At 41.8% G+C, this 16153-nt stretch carries 13 protein-coding genes; 11 read left to right on the top strand and 2 right to left on the bottom strand.

Annotated features, from left to right (window positions below; genetic code table 11):
• Positions 1-567: 567 nt before the first annotated feature.
• Positions 568-1215: an adenylate kinase gene (adk, locus tag DRZ93_RS04545; protein WP_113744956.1), complete on the top strand. Its 648-nt coding sequence runs from the start codon at positions 568-570 to the stop codon at positions 1213-1215.
• A gap of 63 nt (positions 1216-1278) precedes the next feature.
• Positions 1279-1779: a hypothetical protein gene (locus tag DRZ93_RS04540; protein ID WP_146740849.1), complete on the top strand. Its 501-nt coding sequence runs from the start codon at positions 1279-1281 to the stop codon at positions 1777-1779.
• 43 nt (positions 1780-1822) lie between these two features.
• Here the strand turns inward: DRZ93_RS04540 and mfd are convergent, their stop codons facing one another.
• Both mfd and DRZ93_RS04530 read right to left on the bottom strand, forming a co-directional pair.
• Positions 1823-5320: a transcription-repair coupling factor gene (gene mfd / locus DRZ93_RS04535; RefSeq protein WP_113745960.1), complete on the bottom strand. Its 3498-nt coding sequence runs from the start codon at positions 5318-5320 to the stop codon at positions 1823-1825.
• Positions 5321-5638: 318 nt separating this feature from the next.
• Entirely contained in the window at positions 5639-6316 is a 678-nt protein-coding gene (locus tag DRZ93_RS04530) for a trimeric intracellular cation channel family protein (protein WP_113745959.1), read from the bottom strand.
• Between the two features lie 681 nt (positions 6317-6997).
• Here DRZ93_RS04530 and DRZ93_RS04525 point away from each other — a divergent pair.
• The 9 genes from DRZ93_RS04525 to DRZ93_RS04485 all read left to right on the top strand — a co-directional run bounded on the left by DRZ93_RS04525 (position 6998) and on the right by DRZ93_RS04485 (position 16053).
• Positions 6998-8422: a DUF3329 domain-containing protein gene (locus tag DRZ93_RS04525; RefSeq protein WP_113744952.1), complete on the top strand. Its 1425-nt coding sequence runs from the start codon at positions 6998-7000 to the stop codon at positions 8420-8422.
• A 9-nt stretch (positions 8423-8431) separates the two neighbouring features.
• Positions 8432-9619, top strand: coding sequence for an iron-containing alcohol dehydrogenase (locus DRZ93_RS04520; RefSeq protein WP_113744951.1), 1188 nt, complete (start codon positions 8432-8434; stop codon positions 9617-9619).
• Between the two features lie 259 nt (positions 9620-9878).
• Positions 9879-10814 (top strand): acetyl-CoA carboxylase, carboxyltransferase subunit beta, encoded by a 936-nt coding sequence (accD, locus tag DRZ93_RS04515; protein WP_113745958.1) that lies wholly within the window; start codon positions 9879-9881, stop codon positions 10812-10814.
• 4 nt (positions 10815-10818) lie between these two features.
• Complete coding sequence (locus tag DRZ93_RS04510; RefSeq protein WP_113745957.1) at positions 10819-12153, top strand: bifunctional folylpolyglutamate synthase/dihydrofolate synthase; 1335 nt, start codon at positions 10819-10821, stop codon at positions 12151-12153.
• Positions 12154-12163: 10 nt separating this feature from the next.
• Positions 12164-12982, top strand: a complete 819-nt coding sequence (locus tag DRZ93_RS04505) for an SPOR domain-containing protein (RefSeq protein WP_113744948.1) — start codon at positions 12164-12166, stop codon at positions 12980-12982.
• A 154-nt stretch (positions 12983-13136) separates the two neighbouring features.
• Complete coding sequence (locus DRZ93_RS04500; protein ID WP_172458045.1) at positions 13137-13922, top strand: Nif3-like dinuclear metal center hexameric protein; 786 nt, start codon at positions 13137-13139, stop codon at positions 13920-13922.
• Complete coding sequence (folE, locus tag DRZ93_RS04495; protein WP_113744946.1) at positions 13923-14573, top strand: GTP cyclohydrolase I FolE; 651 nt, start codon at positions 13923-13925, stop codon at positions 14571-14573.
• Between the two features lie 40 nt (positions 14574-14613).
• Positions 14614-15663 (top strand): glycosyltransferase family 2 protein, encoded by a 1050-nt coding sequence (locus tag DRZ93_RS04490; RefSeq protein ID WP_113744945.1) that lies wholly within the window; start codon positions 14614-14616, stop codon positions 15661-15663.
• Positions 15664-16053, top strand: a complete 390-nt coding sequence (locus DRZ93_RS04485) for a GtrA family protein (RefSeq protein WP_113744944.1) — start codon at positions 15664-15666, stop codon at positions 16051-16053.
• The last annotated feature ends 100 nt before the right edge of the window (positions 16054-16153 follow it).

The raw sequence follows: 16153 nt of genomic DNA, 5'->3' as shown, positions 1-16153 counted from the left end.
TTTTGTCATTCTATGCGTCTAATCTGTGCACTTATTTTTAAAAAAAGCTCAATTTATTAACAACTTGCGCTTGTATATACCTAAAGGGCGGAAAAATGTTTGATCTATATCACTAAATATGTATAATAAATGCATATTTTTTATCGGAATCAAGTATGAATAAATATTTTGCTCTTACAGCCTGCTGTGTCTGCTTTTTCTTTGTTCTTGTCTGATAGAGGAAGTTTTATAAAATTTTAAAATCCAAGTGTTTGTTATAAGTAAAAGGCTTTAGAGATAATCTAAAGCTTTTTTTCTATGTGCTCTTCATTCTTTCAAATCATCTGCCGCGATATTTTTTGTACTCAGCGCGCCTTGGCGCCTTTAGATCCATAAGTGGTTTAAATATCAAACCTCAAAATCAAAATCTTTAGCCTGTTGCTTTAAATATAGGAAAGATGACATATATTAAAATTGTCTGAATAAGTGTTTTTGAATGGGCAAAGGCATTGCTTTTAGTTGTTTGCTGTGGCTTTTTTAAGTACAATGAAACATTGTTTTTAATCTTGTTTTTTTGTGGAGATAACAATGCGCATTATCCTTTTAGGACCTCCAGGTGCAGGTAAAGGAACACAGGCTCAGGTTTTAACAAAAGAGTTTTCTATTCCTCAGATTTCAACTGGCGATATGTTGCGTGCCGCCATTAAAGAAGGTACCGAGCTTGGTTTAAAGGCCAAAGCAGTTATGGATGCAGGTCAGCTCGTATCTGATGATATTATCATTGGTCTTGTAAAAGAGCGCATTGAACGCGATGACTGCAAAAACGGTTTTCTGTTAGATGGCGTGCCTCGTACTATTCCACAGGCTCAGGCTATTTTAGATGCCGGCATTGAGATTGATGCTGTTGTTGAGCTGCAGCTTGCAGATGAGAAGATTGTAAAGAGAATGTCAGGCCGTCGTGTGCATTTGGCCTCAGGCAGAACCTATCATATTGTCTACAATCCTCCAAAGGTTGAGGGTGTGGATGATGTTACAGGCGAGCCACTGGTCATCCGTGCCGATGATGAGGAGCAGACCGTACGCTCACGTCTTAGCGTCTATCATGAGCAGACCGAACCTCTTGTCGCTTTCTACAAGGATTTGAGCGCACAGGGCAAGACTGTATACATGGAGGTTGATGCCAACCGCGATGTTGATGTTATAGCCTCTGAGATTGTAAAGACTTTAAAAGCCTGATTTAAATAAGGCCTGCGTTGCAGGCCTTTTTACAGATCTGAACCTTGATAGGATTTAATGGTTATGCATATATTAAAGATTATGGCTCTTTGTGCCGCCGTCATCTCTCTGTCATCCTCTGCTCTTGTAAATTCACAGGAGGCAGATGATGGTTTAACTGCTGATAATAACAGCAGCGATTTTATGATAACTGATGAGCGCATACCATGTCCTGATGGCTTTATCGTTGAGATAAATCCTGCTGTGGAAAATTCTCTGACCTATACCCATGAGAATATGGATCTGTCAGTCAATGTCACCTATATAGCTGACAGCATTGCCAAAAATGCAAGTCCCGAGGCTTTTGCCAGAGTATCAGCACAGCAGTTGAACTGCCATATGCCGGTACACTCCAATTTAATTGAAAAAGGCTGGTCCTTTATGTGTGATGATTATGCAACAGAGGCTGTCATCTATGGACAAAAAGGTGATCTTGTCATGCTTACCATATCAGGCCGTAACAGCAAAACAGAAAGCAAGCTTGAGGATTTTATTAAATTTTTAGACTATCAGGCCCGTCGCTAGTTTTACTCAATCTTTAAACATGGGGCCTTATGGCCCCTAAATTTTATGCACCTGTGGCAAGAGATGAATTGGCACCTAAGGCCTTTAGAATTCTCTCAAGCAGCACAAGACGCGGCATAGCCTTGCTCTCAGGTATGTTATAGCGCAGCATATTAGGTCCTGACAGACGATATTCATTATGGCGGCAGCTTGTAATAATATGCGTCAGATATTCAACCTTAACCTTGTGATCAGGGGCAAATTCAATAAGACCGCCGTTTTCATCGCCTGCAATACGCACAATGCCAAGGCGTGAGGCTAAACGCTTGAGACGGCTTACATAAAAGAGATTTTCAATAGGCTCTGATAAAAAGCCAAAACGGTCAATAAGCTCAACCTTTAAATCCTCAAAATCTTCATTGCCAACGCATGATGAGAGTCTTTTATAAATTGACAGTCTGGTATTGATATCGCCCATGTAATCTTCAGGGATAAGGCATGGCAGGCGCATATCTATTTCACATTCATTAAGTGTTATCTCATTTAATGAAGGCTCACGTCCATCCTTGAGCGCCTTGATGGCGGCATTTAACATCTCCATATACAAAGAAAAGCCAATAGACTCAATCTGTCCTGACTGCTCCTCGCCTAGGATCTCACCTGCCCCGCGTATTTCAAGATCGTGCGTGGCAAGCACAAAGCCGGCACCTAGCTCATCAAGTGAGGCAATAGCATCAAGACGGCGTCTTGCATCCTTGGTCATTAAATCCTTAGGGCCTGTGAATAAATAGGCATAGGCCTGATGGTGCGAGCGGCCTACACGGCCACGTATCTGATGAAGCTGCGCAAGTCCTAGTCTTTCGGCTCTGTCTATGATGATAGTGTTGGCTGTAGGCACATCAAGGCCGTTTTCAATAATGGTGGTACACAGCAGCACATTAAAGCGCTGATGGTAGAAATCACGCATAACCTTTTTAAGCTCAAGTTCCTTCATCTGTCCGTGGCCTATATCAATACGGGCCTCCGGCACGAGTTTTTCAAGCCTTTGTTTGACAAGATGTATGGTGGCTACATCATTGTGCAGATAGTAAACCTGACCGCCGCGGCGCAGTTCGCGCACTATGGCCTCACGGCAGAGACTGTCTGAGTCCTCCTGCACAAAGGTTTTAACGGCAAGACGATGCTCAGGCGGTGTGGCAATAATAGAGAGCTGACGCATACCCTCCATGGCCATATTCAAAGTACGTGGAATAGGGGTTGCAGTTAAGGTCAGAATATCAACCTCAGCTCTTAGCTCCTTTAAGCGCTCTTTTTGCTTGACACCAAAGCGATGTTCCTCATCAACAATGACAAGGCCCAAAGCCTTAAAGTGCACGCTTTTAGATAAAAGCTTGTGGGTGCCTATAATAATATCAATAGCACCACTCTCTACCTTTTTAAGTACAGCATTCTGCTCGGCTGTACTTTTAAAGCGGCTTAAAACCTCAACTTCAATGGCTGTGCCTGAAAATCTGTCTTTAAAGTTTTGATAGTGCTGCTCGGCAAGAATGGTGGTTGGCACTAAAAGGGCCACCTGATAGCCTGCATTGGCACAGACAAAGGCAGAACGCAGGGCCACCTCGGTTTTACCAAAGCCTACATCACCGCAGATAAGTCTGTCCATAGGCTCGTTGGAGCACATATCGGCAATGGTGGCATCAATGGCGGCTCTCTGATCGGCTGTCTCTTCATAGCCAAAGCCTGAGGCAAATTCATCAAGCGCCTTTTTATCAACATTAAAGCTTTGCCCCTGACGTGACTGACGCATGGCATAGAGATCTAAAAGTTTGGCGGCCACATCTAAAACCTTGGTGGCGGCCTTGTGTTTTTTACGGCTCCAGCTGTCATTGCCAAGCTTGGAGAGCACAGGGTTTTCAGATCCTGCATAGCGCGCTATCTTGTTAAGCGAGGTAATAGGGATATTGAGTGTATCGCCATTTTGATACTCAATAGTCAGATACTCGCCTTTAACACCATTTATGGTTAATGTCACAAGACCTTTGTATCTGCCAATGCCATGATCAATATGTACAACAATCTGATCTTCGCTCAGCTGCGCTAGATTCTTGATAATGGCATCCTGTGAGGCAAAGCGTCTGGAGCGCTCTTTTTTCTGTTTTACAACCTGCTGTCCAAAAATCTCGGTTTCTGTTATAAAGCACAGTTTATGCTTATCTAAAATGGCGCCGTTGCTAAAAGGGGCAATGGTGAGCATCAAAGGATCTTCTTTATCAAGAAAATCCTGTACTGATGAGGCTGGCGTTATATTAAAACTTTTGTACAGCGAGCCTGGAATTATCTCCTTTAAAGACTGACGGCGACCTTCTGAGATGGCGCTTATTAATATACGTCCGCCATGGGCAATATAATCTGTCACAAAGCTTACAAATCGCTCAGAGCTGTCCTTTTTATTATGACTAAAGGCAATATCATCAATCTTTGAAACTTTGGCATTGCTATAACCACGCTTTTTGACAATATCATCAGAAAATGTCTCGCCATTTAAATAGATTCTGTCATGGACTTTAATACAGTCAAAAAGCTCCTTGGGGCTTAAAAATACACTGTAGGCCGGCAGAGGCGGATGGTCACTGTTGCCTGCAAACAAAGATGCTCTTTTGTGCACCTCAACATCAAAATCATTTGCCCCCTGCATTACATCGCCAGCAAGAACAATGGCAGTAGTATCTGCAATATAGTCAAAGAGTGTGGAAGTTGAGGCAAAAAACAAAGGCAGATAATACTCAATGCCAGCAGGTATGGCGCCTTTGGATATGGCCTGATAGATAGTGTGCTTTTGCAGATTGGCATTGACAAAATAGTCACGATATCGGCTTCTGAAAATGGCAATGCCCTCCTCATCAAGAGGAAATTCATGGGCAGGCAGCAGTTTTATGCTCTGTGTTTTTTTTACAGAGCGCTGTGACTCAAGATCAAAGGTTGCAATAGAGTCAACCTCGTCATCAAAAAAGTCTATACGATAAGGCTCATCACTGCCCATAGGGAATATATCTAAAATAGAGCCGCGCAGAGCAAATTCTCCATGCTCTAAAACCTGTGTCACCTGCACATAGCCATGCTCAACAAGTCGGCTCTTTAGCTGTGAAATATCGCGCCTGTCACCTACCTTTAGTAAAAATGATTTTTTAACAATGTAATCTACAGGACACAGACGGGACATGACAGTGCTTACAGAGCAGATTATAAGCTCCTTTTTAGCTCCTATGGTGGATAAGAGCTCAAGGCGAGAGGAGATAATATCCTGATGCGGTGACAGACTGTCATAAGGCAGTGTCTCATAGTCTTTAAAATGCTTAATATCAATGGCAGGATTTAAACAGCGTATATCGTCTATAAGCTTTAAAACATCAAAGGCACTGGCACAGATGACAAGCAGCGATCCCTCATGACGCTCAAAGACTGAAACTATAGACATGGCAAGGGTAGGATCTAAAAGATTGCCAATATGTTTTTTTACCTGAACCTGCTCTGTGGCATAGGGCATAAGATCTGCAATGTGCATCGTAAAGACCTGATGTTAAATAATTAAAAAAAGCATGACATCATGACATTATAGTCAATACTCTAATTTGTGTCTAAATTTTAACTGTATACCTTAGAGTGCAGGAAAATAAATAAAGGCAGAGGGCAGGATAGCTATTACCCTATAATTTATCAAATATGGGGTACTTTATACTAAATACTAAAACTCCGACTTTTTTAGAAAATGGTAGAAAGATAAGCAGATACAAGACTCTTATGCAAGAGAGTGTATTTATACAAACTACATCATCTTAAACTATCATTTAAATGTTGATCGTGATTTTTCTTTAGTACATATCTAGCTTTTATTGGCTGTGCTCTTATTAACCTTTATTTTATCTTTATTGATATTTTCAGGTTTGTAATTAAACACAGGCAGCTCAAGATGATAGCGTATGGCAATAAGGCGCGTAATAAAACCTACAGCAAGACAGATTATAATATTGATATTTTCATTAACTTCAATTACATGCTTGTCTATGTAGTTAATAGCTACAAACATGGCTCCGGTCAGAAGTGAGATACTAGCATAGAGCTCTTTTTGGAACACAAGAGGAATACGGGCTGAAAAGATATCACGTAATATTCCGCCAAACACACCTGTAATTACAGCTCCAATCAAAGCCATTGATCCTGTAGGATGATATTCCATACCGATTTTGGCGCCAATTACAGAAAAAACAGCAAGGCCCAGCGCATCTAAAACTAAAAAGGTTCTTTCAAAACGCCCGAAGAAATAAGGCATACGGGTAGTAATAAGAGCAGCTATACAGACAATAAGCAGATATTCAGGATTTGCCACCCAGGTTAAAGGATAGTGACCAAAGATCATGTCCCTAACAGAGCCTCCGCCTATAGCTGTAGCGCAGGCAATAAACATCACGCCAAAGAGATCCATATTGCGCTTTCCGGCAGCAAGAGCTCCCGTAATTCCCTCTGCAGTAATACCTATGATATATAAAACTATAAGAAACATAGCAAATACCTGATGTTTTGATACTGTCTGTGCAAGGTGGAGCCATTATAGCAATGCTAGATAGGCTTATATGCTTTTAATTTACAAATGATAAGTTTTAATCACAATTCTGACAATAGCGACTTGGACATTATATAAATGGTTTGATCTTATAGACAAAACTTTTGTGTGAATCTAAGCGAGTTTATTGCGTAAGTTTTAATGACAAAGTTGAGATGTAATCATGTTGCTTTTTGAGCAGGCTACAGCTGATGTCGTCCAAAACAGTGCAGCTGTAGCCCTTATAAAATCTAACTCTATAAGAAACCCGCCTAATTTTAATTAAAAATCACATAAAAACAAAGAGCACAGGTAAGCATATGCAACCCTGATCTTTGTGCACACTCTATTCCAACTTTTGAGAACACATGCATTTAGATACAAATAATGTATGAAAAAATAGCTGACACAATAAAAATAAGTATGACAAATTGATATGGCAAAAACTGGTCATTCATATATGTTACGAAGAGCTTAGATTATACTTTAGATAGGACAGAGCAAATGCCTCGTATAAAGTTCTTAACTGATAATAAGGCTTTTTAGACAATAAATAGTTTCAAGCGGGGTAAAACAATGTAGAATTATTGTCATTCAAAACAGATAAGATAGTAAATATACATTTGTATTTTAGAGGTATTTATGGCCTTTCATCCAATAATAAGGCATCTTTTTATAAATCGTGCCATATGGTATCTGGTGCTGTGGTTTGCTTTTATCAGTATTACAGCAAATCTTGCGCCTTATTTTGCCAATGACTTTAGATATATGCTAATTGAGGGAACTGGCGACTTTGTAAGCTCATTCTCTGATGTCATTGTCTCGCAGTATCGTCACTACTTTGACTGGGGCGGACGTACTGTGGCCCATGTTATAGCACAGTCTCTTTTGTATATGGGCAAACCTGCTCACTCTATAATTCAGGGCATATGCTATATACTTTTAGTGTTATTTATCTACTATAACGGCCGTGGCATTGCTCCAACATTCAAACTTAACTTTTTAAGTATTGTCTTTATCACAATGATGCTGTGGATCTGCACCAGATCCTACGGTGAGGTTGTCTTTAATGTAGTATCAAGCTCAAATTATCTTTATACCACAACTATAATTTTGATCTTTTTGCTGCCATTTAGGCTGTCAATAAGAAAGGATGCCTACACACTGCCATTTATTTTTGCACCATTGATGTTTGTACTTGGTGTCATGGCAGGCTGGTGTAATGAAAACACATCAGCAGCGCTAGTCTGTGCTGTAGGTTTATTAAATCTGTATCATATAAAAAGACGCACCTTAACCTTATGGCAGTTTACAGGCGGTATTGGTCTTCTTTTAGGCTTTTTACTTTTAGCTCTGGCTCCTGGCAATGCTGCGCGCATGGATTTTATTGAAGCCAAGGGCTTTGATTTTATGGAGCATCTGCCACGCTCCGTTGAGATTATTTTAAGCTCCATAGTCTTTCAGTTTATCCTGGTAGCCGCCTTTTTTATCTCTTTATTTAAAGTAAGAGGCCGCATGCTGCATGTCAATGATACCTATCAGTATGCAGGATCATTGTTTTTAGCAGCCATTGGTCTTTTAAGTGCTCTGATTATGCTCGCCTCCCCTACTGTACCTGCCCGTTCATTTATTGGCTTTACTGTCTTTGTCACAGCTGCAACTGTAGGTTTAAGCTCACTTATAAGCAGCAAGGGCGAGGGGCTTTTAACTCCGGCTCTGTGCAAAACCTTTATGGCTGTTGCCTGTCTGTACAGTGCTATTACCATGGGCAATACCCTTTATTGCTACTATGAAGTCAAACAGGATGTAAAGGTCAGAGAAAGTCAGATCAACTCTCAGCTTGATAAGAATATAAAGGATCTTGTGGTAACTCCTTTTAGAATTACCAATTCAAAATATCTGTATATTGCAGATGTAAGGGCATCAAAGAGCCACTGGTCAAACCGCATTTTGCAGAAATTCTACAAGGTAGATTCTATAAGACGCAGCTGCGATGCTGACGGATCCCATATAGCCTATGACTTTATGCCTTTGCAGTTTGTAAAACCAGAGGGTATCTGTAAATAAAGGTGGCACATGGATAATTTTGAATTTGCACGTAAAACTCATTATTATTTTGGTTTTGGTCAGGATGACAATATAGGCACTATAGTCAGGGACGGCGGCTATCATAAAGTGCTTTTGGTCTATGGCCAGAACTATGCCATACAGTCAGGTCTTATAGACAGAATAGAGCATAAGCTCAAAGAGTGTGAAATAAGCACTCTGCGCCACGGCGGTGTCAGACCCAATCCGCGTATAGATCTGGTCTACAGTGGCATAGAGATGGCACGTGCAAATAATGTTGATCTGATTTTAGCCGTAGGCGGCGGCAGTGCCATAGATACAGCCAAAGCCATTGCTCTTGGCTTTTATCATGAAGGTGACGTCTTTGATTTCTTTTTAAATCAGGAAAAGACAGGCAAAGTTCTTGATGTTGGAGTGGTTTTAACCCTGCCATCTTCAGGCTCGGAGAGCTCAAACAGCTGTGTCATTCAAAAACAGATTGGTGAGAATGTATATAAGATAAGTTATGCAGATGACAATCTTACGCCTGTCTTTGCCGTGCTCAACCCTGAGCTTACCTTTACGCTAAGCGCCTATTTAACAGGCTGTGGTGCCTGCGACATGTTTTGTCATATACTAGAGCGCTATTTTACCAATACCTATGATGTATCTATAACTGACAGAATGTGTGAGGCTGTGCTTTTATCCATAATTGAAACAGCTCCAAGGATTTTAAAAGAGCCTTATAACTATGAGGCCAGAGCCAATCTTATGTGGGCTGGCAGCATGGCACACAATAATATATGTGGTGTGGGCAGAGCACAGGACTGGTCCTGTCACAATCTTGAGCATCAGGTTTCAGCACTGTTTGATGTGCCGCATGGAGCAGGTCTTGCCGTAATTTTTCCATGCTGGATGGAGTATGTCATGCAGCACAATATTATGCGTTTTGCGCAGTTTGCAAGCAGAGTCTTTGCTATAGATATGGATTTTGAGCATCCTGAGAAAACAGCCAAAAAGGGCATAGAGGCCTTAAAAAGCTTTTTTATAAAACTAGGTATGCCACAAAGTCTGTCACAGATGGGCATTACAGGCAGTGATATTCCGCGCTTTTTAAGTTCGCTTGATATTGACCACAAAAGACAGGGATCTTTTGTCACGCTGCATCGCACAGACTGTGAGGCTATATACAAAATGGCACTTAGTCCCGAGGCATAGAGTCTTTTGTGGGATTATGAAAAATATATAGCAAAAGAGCATATACAGGCTCTTTTGTCTTAAGCTATGGCCGCTTTTGTTTTAATAAATTGGAATTAAAGTTGCCATGCGCTATAATCTACATACTTTAAAGCCATAATGTCATACAGAATTTGATACAAATCTTAAAATCATAATTTTAAAGAGGCTTTCATTCTCTCTTATACAGATGAGAGGGCCTTAGGTATGATAGCAAAGGCAGAGATTTAGGAGCATATGCATGAGTAGTTGGTTAGAGAAATTTTTACCTGGCAGCAGAAGTACAAGTGTCAAGCATGAAATTCCTGAGGGCGTATGGACTAAATGTGAGTCATGTGATCAGGTTTTATATAAAGCAGAGCTTGACCGTAATCTTAATGTGTGTCCAAAATGTGGCCATCACATGCGTATTAAAGCCCGCGTCAGATTAAATGCCTTTTTAGATGAGCAGGGCAGAAGCGAGATTGGTGCAGAGCTTGAGCCTAAGGATATTCTGCGCTTTAAGGATTTAAAGCGTTATAAAGACAGATTTTCCGCTGCTCAAAAGAGCACCGGCGAAAAGGATGCCCTTGTGGTCTACAAGGGATATTTAAAGGGTATTGCCGTGGTGGCATGTGCCTTTGAATTTGATTTTATGGCAGGCTCCATGGGAGCTGTGGTTGGCGAGAGATTCTGTCTTGCTGTAAATGAGTGCCTCAAAGAAAGACGTGCTCTTGTATGTTTTTCAACCTCAGGCGGTGCCCGCATGCAGGAGTCTTTATTCTCCTTAATGCAGATGGCCAAAACCTCAGCAGCTCTTGCCCGTCTTGCAAAGGCTGGTCTGCCTTTTATTTCGGTTATGACCAATCCTACCATGGGCGGTGTGTCAGCCTCTCTTGCCATGCTTGGTGATGTGAATATAGCTGAGCCTAATGCTTTAATCGGCTTTGCAGGACCGCGTGTTATTGAGCAGACTGTACGTGAAAAACTGCCAGAGGGCTTCCAGAGATCAGAATTTCTGCGCGAAAAGGGAGCTGTGGATATGATTATTCCTCGTTCCAATATGCGCAACGGTATAGCCTCAGTCATTGCCAAGCTCATGCATCTTGAGGATCCGAATCAAAGTGCTGAGCAGGCTGCTACGGTTGATAACAAAGAGAGCGCAGCAACAGAGGATGCGCCAAGCACCCGTGTATAAATAAATGACTGTTATTGATAAAGACTGCAGAGATTTAAAGACATGGCTTTTGTATCTTGAAAGCATAGACATGTCAAAAATCAAACTTGGTCTTGAGCGCGTGGGCAGAGTCTGCCGCGCTCTTGGCCTTGATAGCTTTGCAGATAAAAAAGTTATAACAGTGGCAGGTACGAACGGCAAAGGTTCTACCTGCGCCTTCATTGCACAGGCTCTTTATGCCTCAGGCTACACCACAGGACTTTATACATCACCGCATCTTATTGATTTTACCGAGCGTATCAGTATCAATCAACAGCAGGTGGATGACACTCTGCTATGTGAGGCGTTCTCACGTATTTTTCAGATCTCTAAGATTGAGGATACTGCTCTTACCTATTTTGAATTTACCACTCTTGCAGCCCTTTACTGCTTTAAAAAAAGCAATGTAGATGTGCTTGTTTTAGAGGTGGGACTTGGAGGCAGGCTTGATGCTGTCAATATTATTGATGCAGATCTGGCCCTGATAAGCTCCATAGGCCTTGATCATGTGCAGATATTAGGCGACAGCATTGATAAGATAGCCTATGAAAAGGCCGGCATTATCAAGGATAAATCCGTATGTATCTTAGGCGCAGTTGAGAATAGGGCCTTTGATGTTATACATAGGATCTGCCTTGATAAAAAGGTAAAGCTTTTAGCCTCTGGCATTGATTTTAAGACCACATTTGTCCCGGGGCTTGATACATTTGACTTTAGTTACAGCAGCGGCTGTGGCAAAAGTGCTGCCTTGTGTGTACATGAGCACTATGCGCTGCCAAAAATTCCCTTTGAGTGTGTAGGTATTGCCCTATGTGCTCTAAAGCAACTTGAGGATATGGGCTTTGTCATCAAAGACAAGGCACTTGAGGATACACTGTTACACACAGCGCTGCCATGTCGTATGCAGAAGATTGCTAAAAGTCCTGATGTATATATTGATGTGGCACACAATGAGCAGGCTGCACGTCATCTGCACATGCGTCTGTCACTGCAAAAGGGCACAGGCACAAAGCGCAAGGCTGTAGTTGCCATGCTCAAGGATAAAGATATAGAAGGCGTGATAGCTTCAGTACATGATCTGTTTGATGTATGGTATGTAGCCTCAAGCACAGGCGTGCGCGGAGAGGATTACACCAGGCTTGAGAACGCTGTATTAAATTACGTAGCAGACACACAAAGCGTCAGAGGTTTTGATGATATTGAAAAGGCCATTGACTGTGCGCTGCAAGAGAGCTGTGAAGATGATGAAATAATTATTTTCGGCTCTTTTGTAACTGCAGCTGCGGCTTTGAAATATTTTACAAAGAATAATACTGTTTGAGGATAGGATAATGGCTTTAGGAAGCACCATAAGAAATAGAATAGTGGGCTTTTTTGTAATAATTTCCATAGTTTTAATAGCACTGCCTGCCATGATGGACAATGATGCCGAGCGCAGACAGGAGAACAATCAGGCAATTGCCATTGATAAAAATGGAGCTATAACTGATGAAAATGGACAGCTTATGTCTAATTTCGAGCCTGATTATTCCACCTTGCTTGAAGGTGATGACGGCGGCAGCTCTTCAGGTGAGCTCTCACTCAAAGGTGATGCCTTGCAGACACAGCCTGCAGCTCCATCAGCCTCAGACGGTGTGCTGCATGCATCAGACAGTACTGTCAGTGCCGGTAATGGTGCTCACAACACTACATCATCCTTTGTTGACAGCGCAGCTCCTGTATCTGGCGGCGGTGAGGTTTTAATAGGCTCACAGGCACAAAAAACACCTAATACCAGCAGTGCCAAACCAAAGGTCGAGGTTTTAGGCTCCAAGGCTCCTGCACAGAATACTGCACAGAACAAAGTTGAAGTGCTGGGCAAGCCTGCAAACAAGGTCAGCCCTAAACAAGAGAGCAGCAGCGATAAGGTGGCAGCAGGCACCTTTAGTGTTCAGGTTGGTGTTTTTTCCCAAAAGGATAAATCCGATCGTATGATTGCCAATCTAAAAGCTGCCGGTATCAAGGCCTTTAGCCGTAATGTCACCATCAACGGCAAAAGTATGGTGCGTGTCTATGCAGGCTCTGGCAAGAGCCGTGATGCATTAAAGCCTACACTTGAAAAGGTGGGCAAGGTTACAGGATCAAAGGGAATTATTGTTGAGGTGCAATAAAGGCTGTAGCTGACATTACCTTGCACTAGGGCATTATTCTGGCTTTAAGCCTCCCTTTATTCAGGCTTTAAAGGGAATGACGTGCAGCTGGGATTTAGCACATAGGGCAGGATGATCCTGCATTTTAATTTTTTTAAGTACAGAGGATATGGGCATGGAAATAGCAAGACTTGTTGATTATTTAGATGAGCTTTTAGATGTCACTAAGTTTAAGGATGCCTCCGTCAATGGACTGCAGGTTGAAGGATCTCAAAACTGCAATGTGCTGGTAACAGCAGCTACAGCATCGCTAGATGCAATTGATGCTGCCATTGAATCTGGCGCTGATACTCTTTTGGTGCATCACGGTCTGTTATGGAAAGGTGATGATGGTCGTATTGTGGGCACCTATAAAGAAAGAGTCAAGGCACTTTTAGATAACAATATAAATCTTATAGCCTATCATCTACCTCTTGATGCCAATATAAACTTTGGCAACAATATCAATCTGTGCAAAATCATAGGCGCCTGTGAGGTGGATTACATAGAAGAGGGCAATGCAGCCTCCATAGCCATGAGGGCAGTACGCGAGAGTGCAGCTAGTGTCAAAGATATTGCCATTGCACTGACCCGTCATCTTGACAGTCGTGTGAGCATTATAGGCACAGATGATGAAAATCTTATGCTTTCAAGTTTTGCTGTATGTTCAGGCTCTGGCAGCTTTGTGCTTGATAATAACAAATGTCCTGATTTTGATGCTTTGATTACGGGCGATGTCAATGAGCAGACCTATCATATGGCCCATGAGACAGGTACAGTTGTTTTTGCCTGCGGGCATCATGCCTCAGAGCAGGACGGGGTTAAGAATCTTGGCATGCATCTGTCAAAAATGTTTAAGTTAACCCACAAGCATCTGCACTTTACCTATGAAAAAAACGCTTTATGGTATGAGGCAAAATAAATGACTGATAAATTAACTGCTGAGGCTCTGCTGGTTAAAAACGCACTTGAGGCCTGTGGCCTTGAAACTCCATGGCATGACAATGGTTTATCACCCCAGCAAAAAAGAGAGATTATAGCCTCGCACATGCAAAAAATCATGGAGACTTTAGGGCTTGACCTGTCTGATGACAGTCTTATTAAGACGCCAGAGCGTGTGGGCAAAATGTTTGTAAACGAGATTTTCTCAGGCCTTGATTACAGGAATTTTCCTGAGATTACTCTTATTGAAAACAAAATGCACTTTGATGAGATGATCAAGGTTAAGGATATAACGTTAACCTCAACATGTGAGCATCACTTTGTGGTAATTGATGGTGTGGCAAAGGTGGCCTATATGCCAAAGGATAAGATTATAGGCCTGTCTAAAATCAATCGTATTGTGCAGTTTTTCGGGCACAGACCGCAGGTGCAGGAGCGTATGACTCAGCAGATTCTAGTTGCACTGCAGACCTTGCTTGATACTCAGAATGTGGCTGTGTCCATAAGTGCCACGCATTATTGTGTCAAGGCCAGAGGTGTGCGCGATCCTAGCTCACTGACCACAACTACAGCCCTTGGCGGTCATTTCAAGCATAACTCAAAATCAAGACATGAGTTTTTAACTGACTAATAAGAACAATTATTATTAAAATTAACTATGGATAATACATATGAGCAGATATGATGATAATTACAGGATCTCACTTTTAGTGCCTGTCTATAATGAAGAGGAGACTATTGAGACTTTTGTCAGTGAGGTTGAAAAGATCTTAGCTCCTATTATGGAGCATATTGAAATTGTCTTTGTTGATGATGGCTCAAAGGATAAAAGTGCACAGATTATTAAAAATCTGATGCAAAGCAAAAGCTATATAAACTTTATTGCTCTGTCACGTAATTTTGGTAAAGAGGCTGCCATGACTGCAGCTTTGGATCTGGCAAGTGGCGATGCTGTAGTGCCTATAGATGTTGATCTGCAGGATCCGCCTGAGCTTATTTTGGAATTTGTAAAAATCTGGAGAGAAGAGGGCATTGATACTGTCTATGGCATACGTACAGATCGCTCTAAGGATACAGAGGTTAAAAGAGTAACCTCAGGCGGTTTTTACTATGTGTTCAACAAACTCTCCAACAAGGTGAAAATCCCTGAAAATGTAGGCGATTTCAGACTTATTGACAGAAAGGTTATTGAGTCGGTTAAAACTCTGTCAGAGTCCAACCGCTTTATGAAAGGTCTTTTTGCCTGGCCAGGATTTTCCTCAAAGGGCGTGGCCTATAAAAGACCTGAAAGAGTGGCCGGCACCACCAAGTGGAATTACTGGAAACTGTGGAATTTTGCCCTTGATGGTATTGTCTCATTCTCATCGCTGCCACTGCGTATCTGGTCCTATATAGGTGGCTTTATAGGCGTGCTAGCTCTTGTATACATGCTCTATATAGTGCTCAATACCCTGTTTTTTGGTATTGATGTGCCAGGTTATGCCTCTATTATGTGTGCCGTATTATTTTTAGGTTCGGTGCAGCTTATCTCAATTGGTATTTTAGGCGAGTATCTTGGGCGTATCTCTGAGGAAACCAAGGGCCGTCCTGTCTATGTGGCCAAAGAGATTGCAGGTCCGCTAAAGGATACTCTGCCTCAGGGTTTTGTTAAAACCAGATGCGGAATTTATGTCAATGAGAAGTCAGAAGATGGCGCAGATAACGCTAGTAAGGATAAATAGGTGAAAGGGCTTAATCTTAAGGATAATAAAAGCTCTCATATATTTGAGATTGTGCGCTTTATACTTGTAGGATCGGCAGCTACGCTTACCGATCTTATAATCAGCGCTGCCCTTATTTATATGACGCCTCTGTCTGAAAATGCAATTACAACTATAGCCTTTGCCATTGCCTTTTTTGTCTCTTACTTTGGACATAAAAACTATACTTTTAAAAAAGATGGCAAAATGCTCTCCTTTTTAGCCCTGGCCCTTGGCATGCTACTGCTGCGCAATATTATAGTTTATTATCTGGTGCTCTATGTAATAGCAGGCCTGCCGGCTCTGGTAATTGCCATGATCTTTGTAACAGGTATTACCTATCTGGTCTCAAAGTTTTTTGTCTTTAAGTAAATGTCAGTGACTGCACTGACCTATATTGCAGTCACGCTTTTGCAGTGCCAGATGGCACAGGACCATACATAAAAATTATATTTTGCAGTTTTAAAAGGTG

This window comes from Anaerobiospirillum thomasii (assembly GCF_900445255.1).
GTDB lineage: Bacteria > Pseudomonadota > Gammaproteobacteria > Enterobacterales > Succinivibrionaceae > Anaerobiospirillum_A > Anaerobiospirillum_A thomasii.
Note: the sequence above shows the minus strand (reverse complement) of the source record. Positions and strands in the feature narration are given on the sequence as shown.

Bases quoted from the DNA above. Each gene is read 5' to 3' on its own strand.
- DRZ93_RS04490 (WP_113744945.1), top strand. From the start codon at position 14,614: ATGAGCAGATATGATGATAATTACAGGATCTCACTTTTAGTGCCTGTC.
- mfd (WP_113745960.1), bottom strand. From the start codon at position 5,320: ATGCACATTGCAGATCTTATGCCCTATGCCACAGAGCAGGTTCAGGTA.
- accD (WP_113745958.1), top strand. From the start codon at position 9,879: ATGAGTAGTTGGTTAGAGAAATTTTTACCTGGCAGCAGAAGTACAAGT.
- adk (WP_113744956.1), top strand. From the start codon at position 568: ATGCGCATTATCCTTTTAGGACCTCCAGGTGCAGGTAAAGGAACACAG.
- DRZ93_RS04530 (WP_113745959.1), bottom strand. From the start codon at position 6,316: ATGTTTCTTATAGTTTTATATATCATAGGTATTACTGCAGAGGGAATT.
- DRZ93_RS04505 (WP_113744948.1), top strand. From the start codon at position 12,164: ATGGCTTTAGGAAGCACCATAAGAAATAGAATAGTGGGCTTTTTTGTA.
- folE (WP_113744946.1), top strand. From the start codon at position 13,923: ATGACTGATAAATTAACTGCTGAGGCTCTGCTGGTTAAAAACGCACTT.
- DRZ93_RS04510 (WP_113745957.1), top strand. From the start codon at position 10,819: ATGACTGTTATTGATAAAGACTGCAGAGATTTAAAGACATGGCTTTTG.
- DRZ93_RS04500 (WP_172458045.1), top strand. From the start codon at position 13,137: ATGGAAATAGCAAGACTTGTTGATTATTTAGATGAGCTTTTAGATGTC.
- DRZ93_RS04525 (WP_113744952.1), top strand. From the start codon at position 6,998: ATGGCCTTTCATCCAATAATAAGGCATCTTTTTATAAATCGTGCCATA.
- DRZ93_RS04520 (WP_113744951.1), top strand. From the start codon at position 8,432: ATGGATAATTTTGAATTTGCACGTAAAACTCATTATTATTTTGGTTTT.
- DRZ93_RS04540 (WP_146740849.1), top strand. From the start codon at position 1,279: ATGCATATATTAAAGATTATGGCTCTTTGTGCCGCCGTCATCTCTCTG.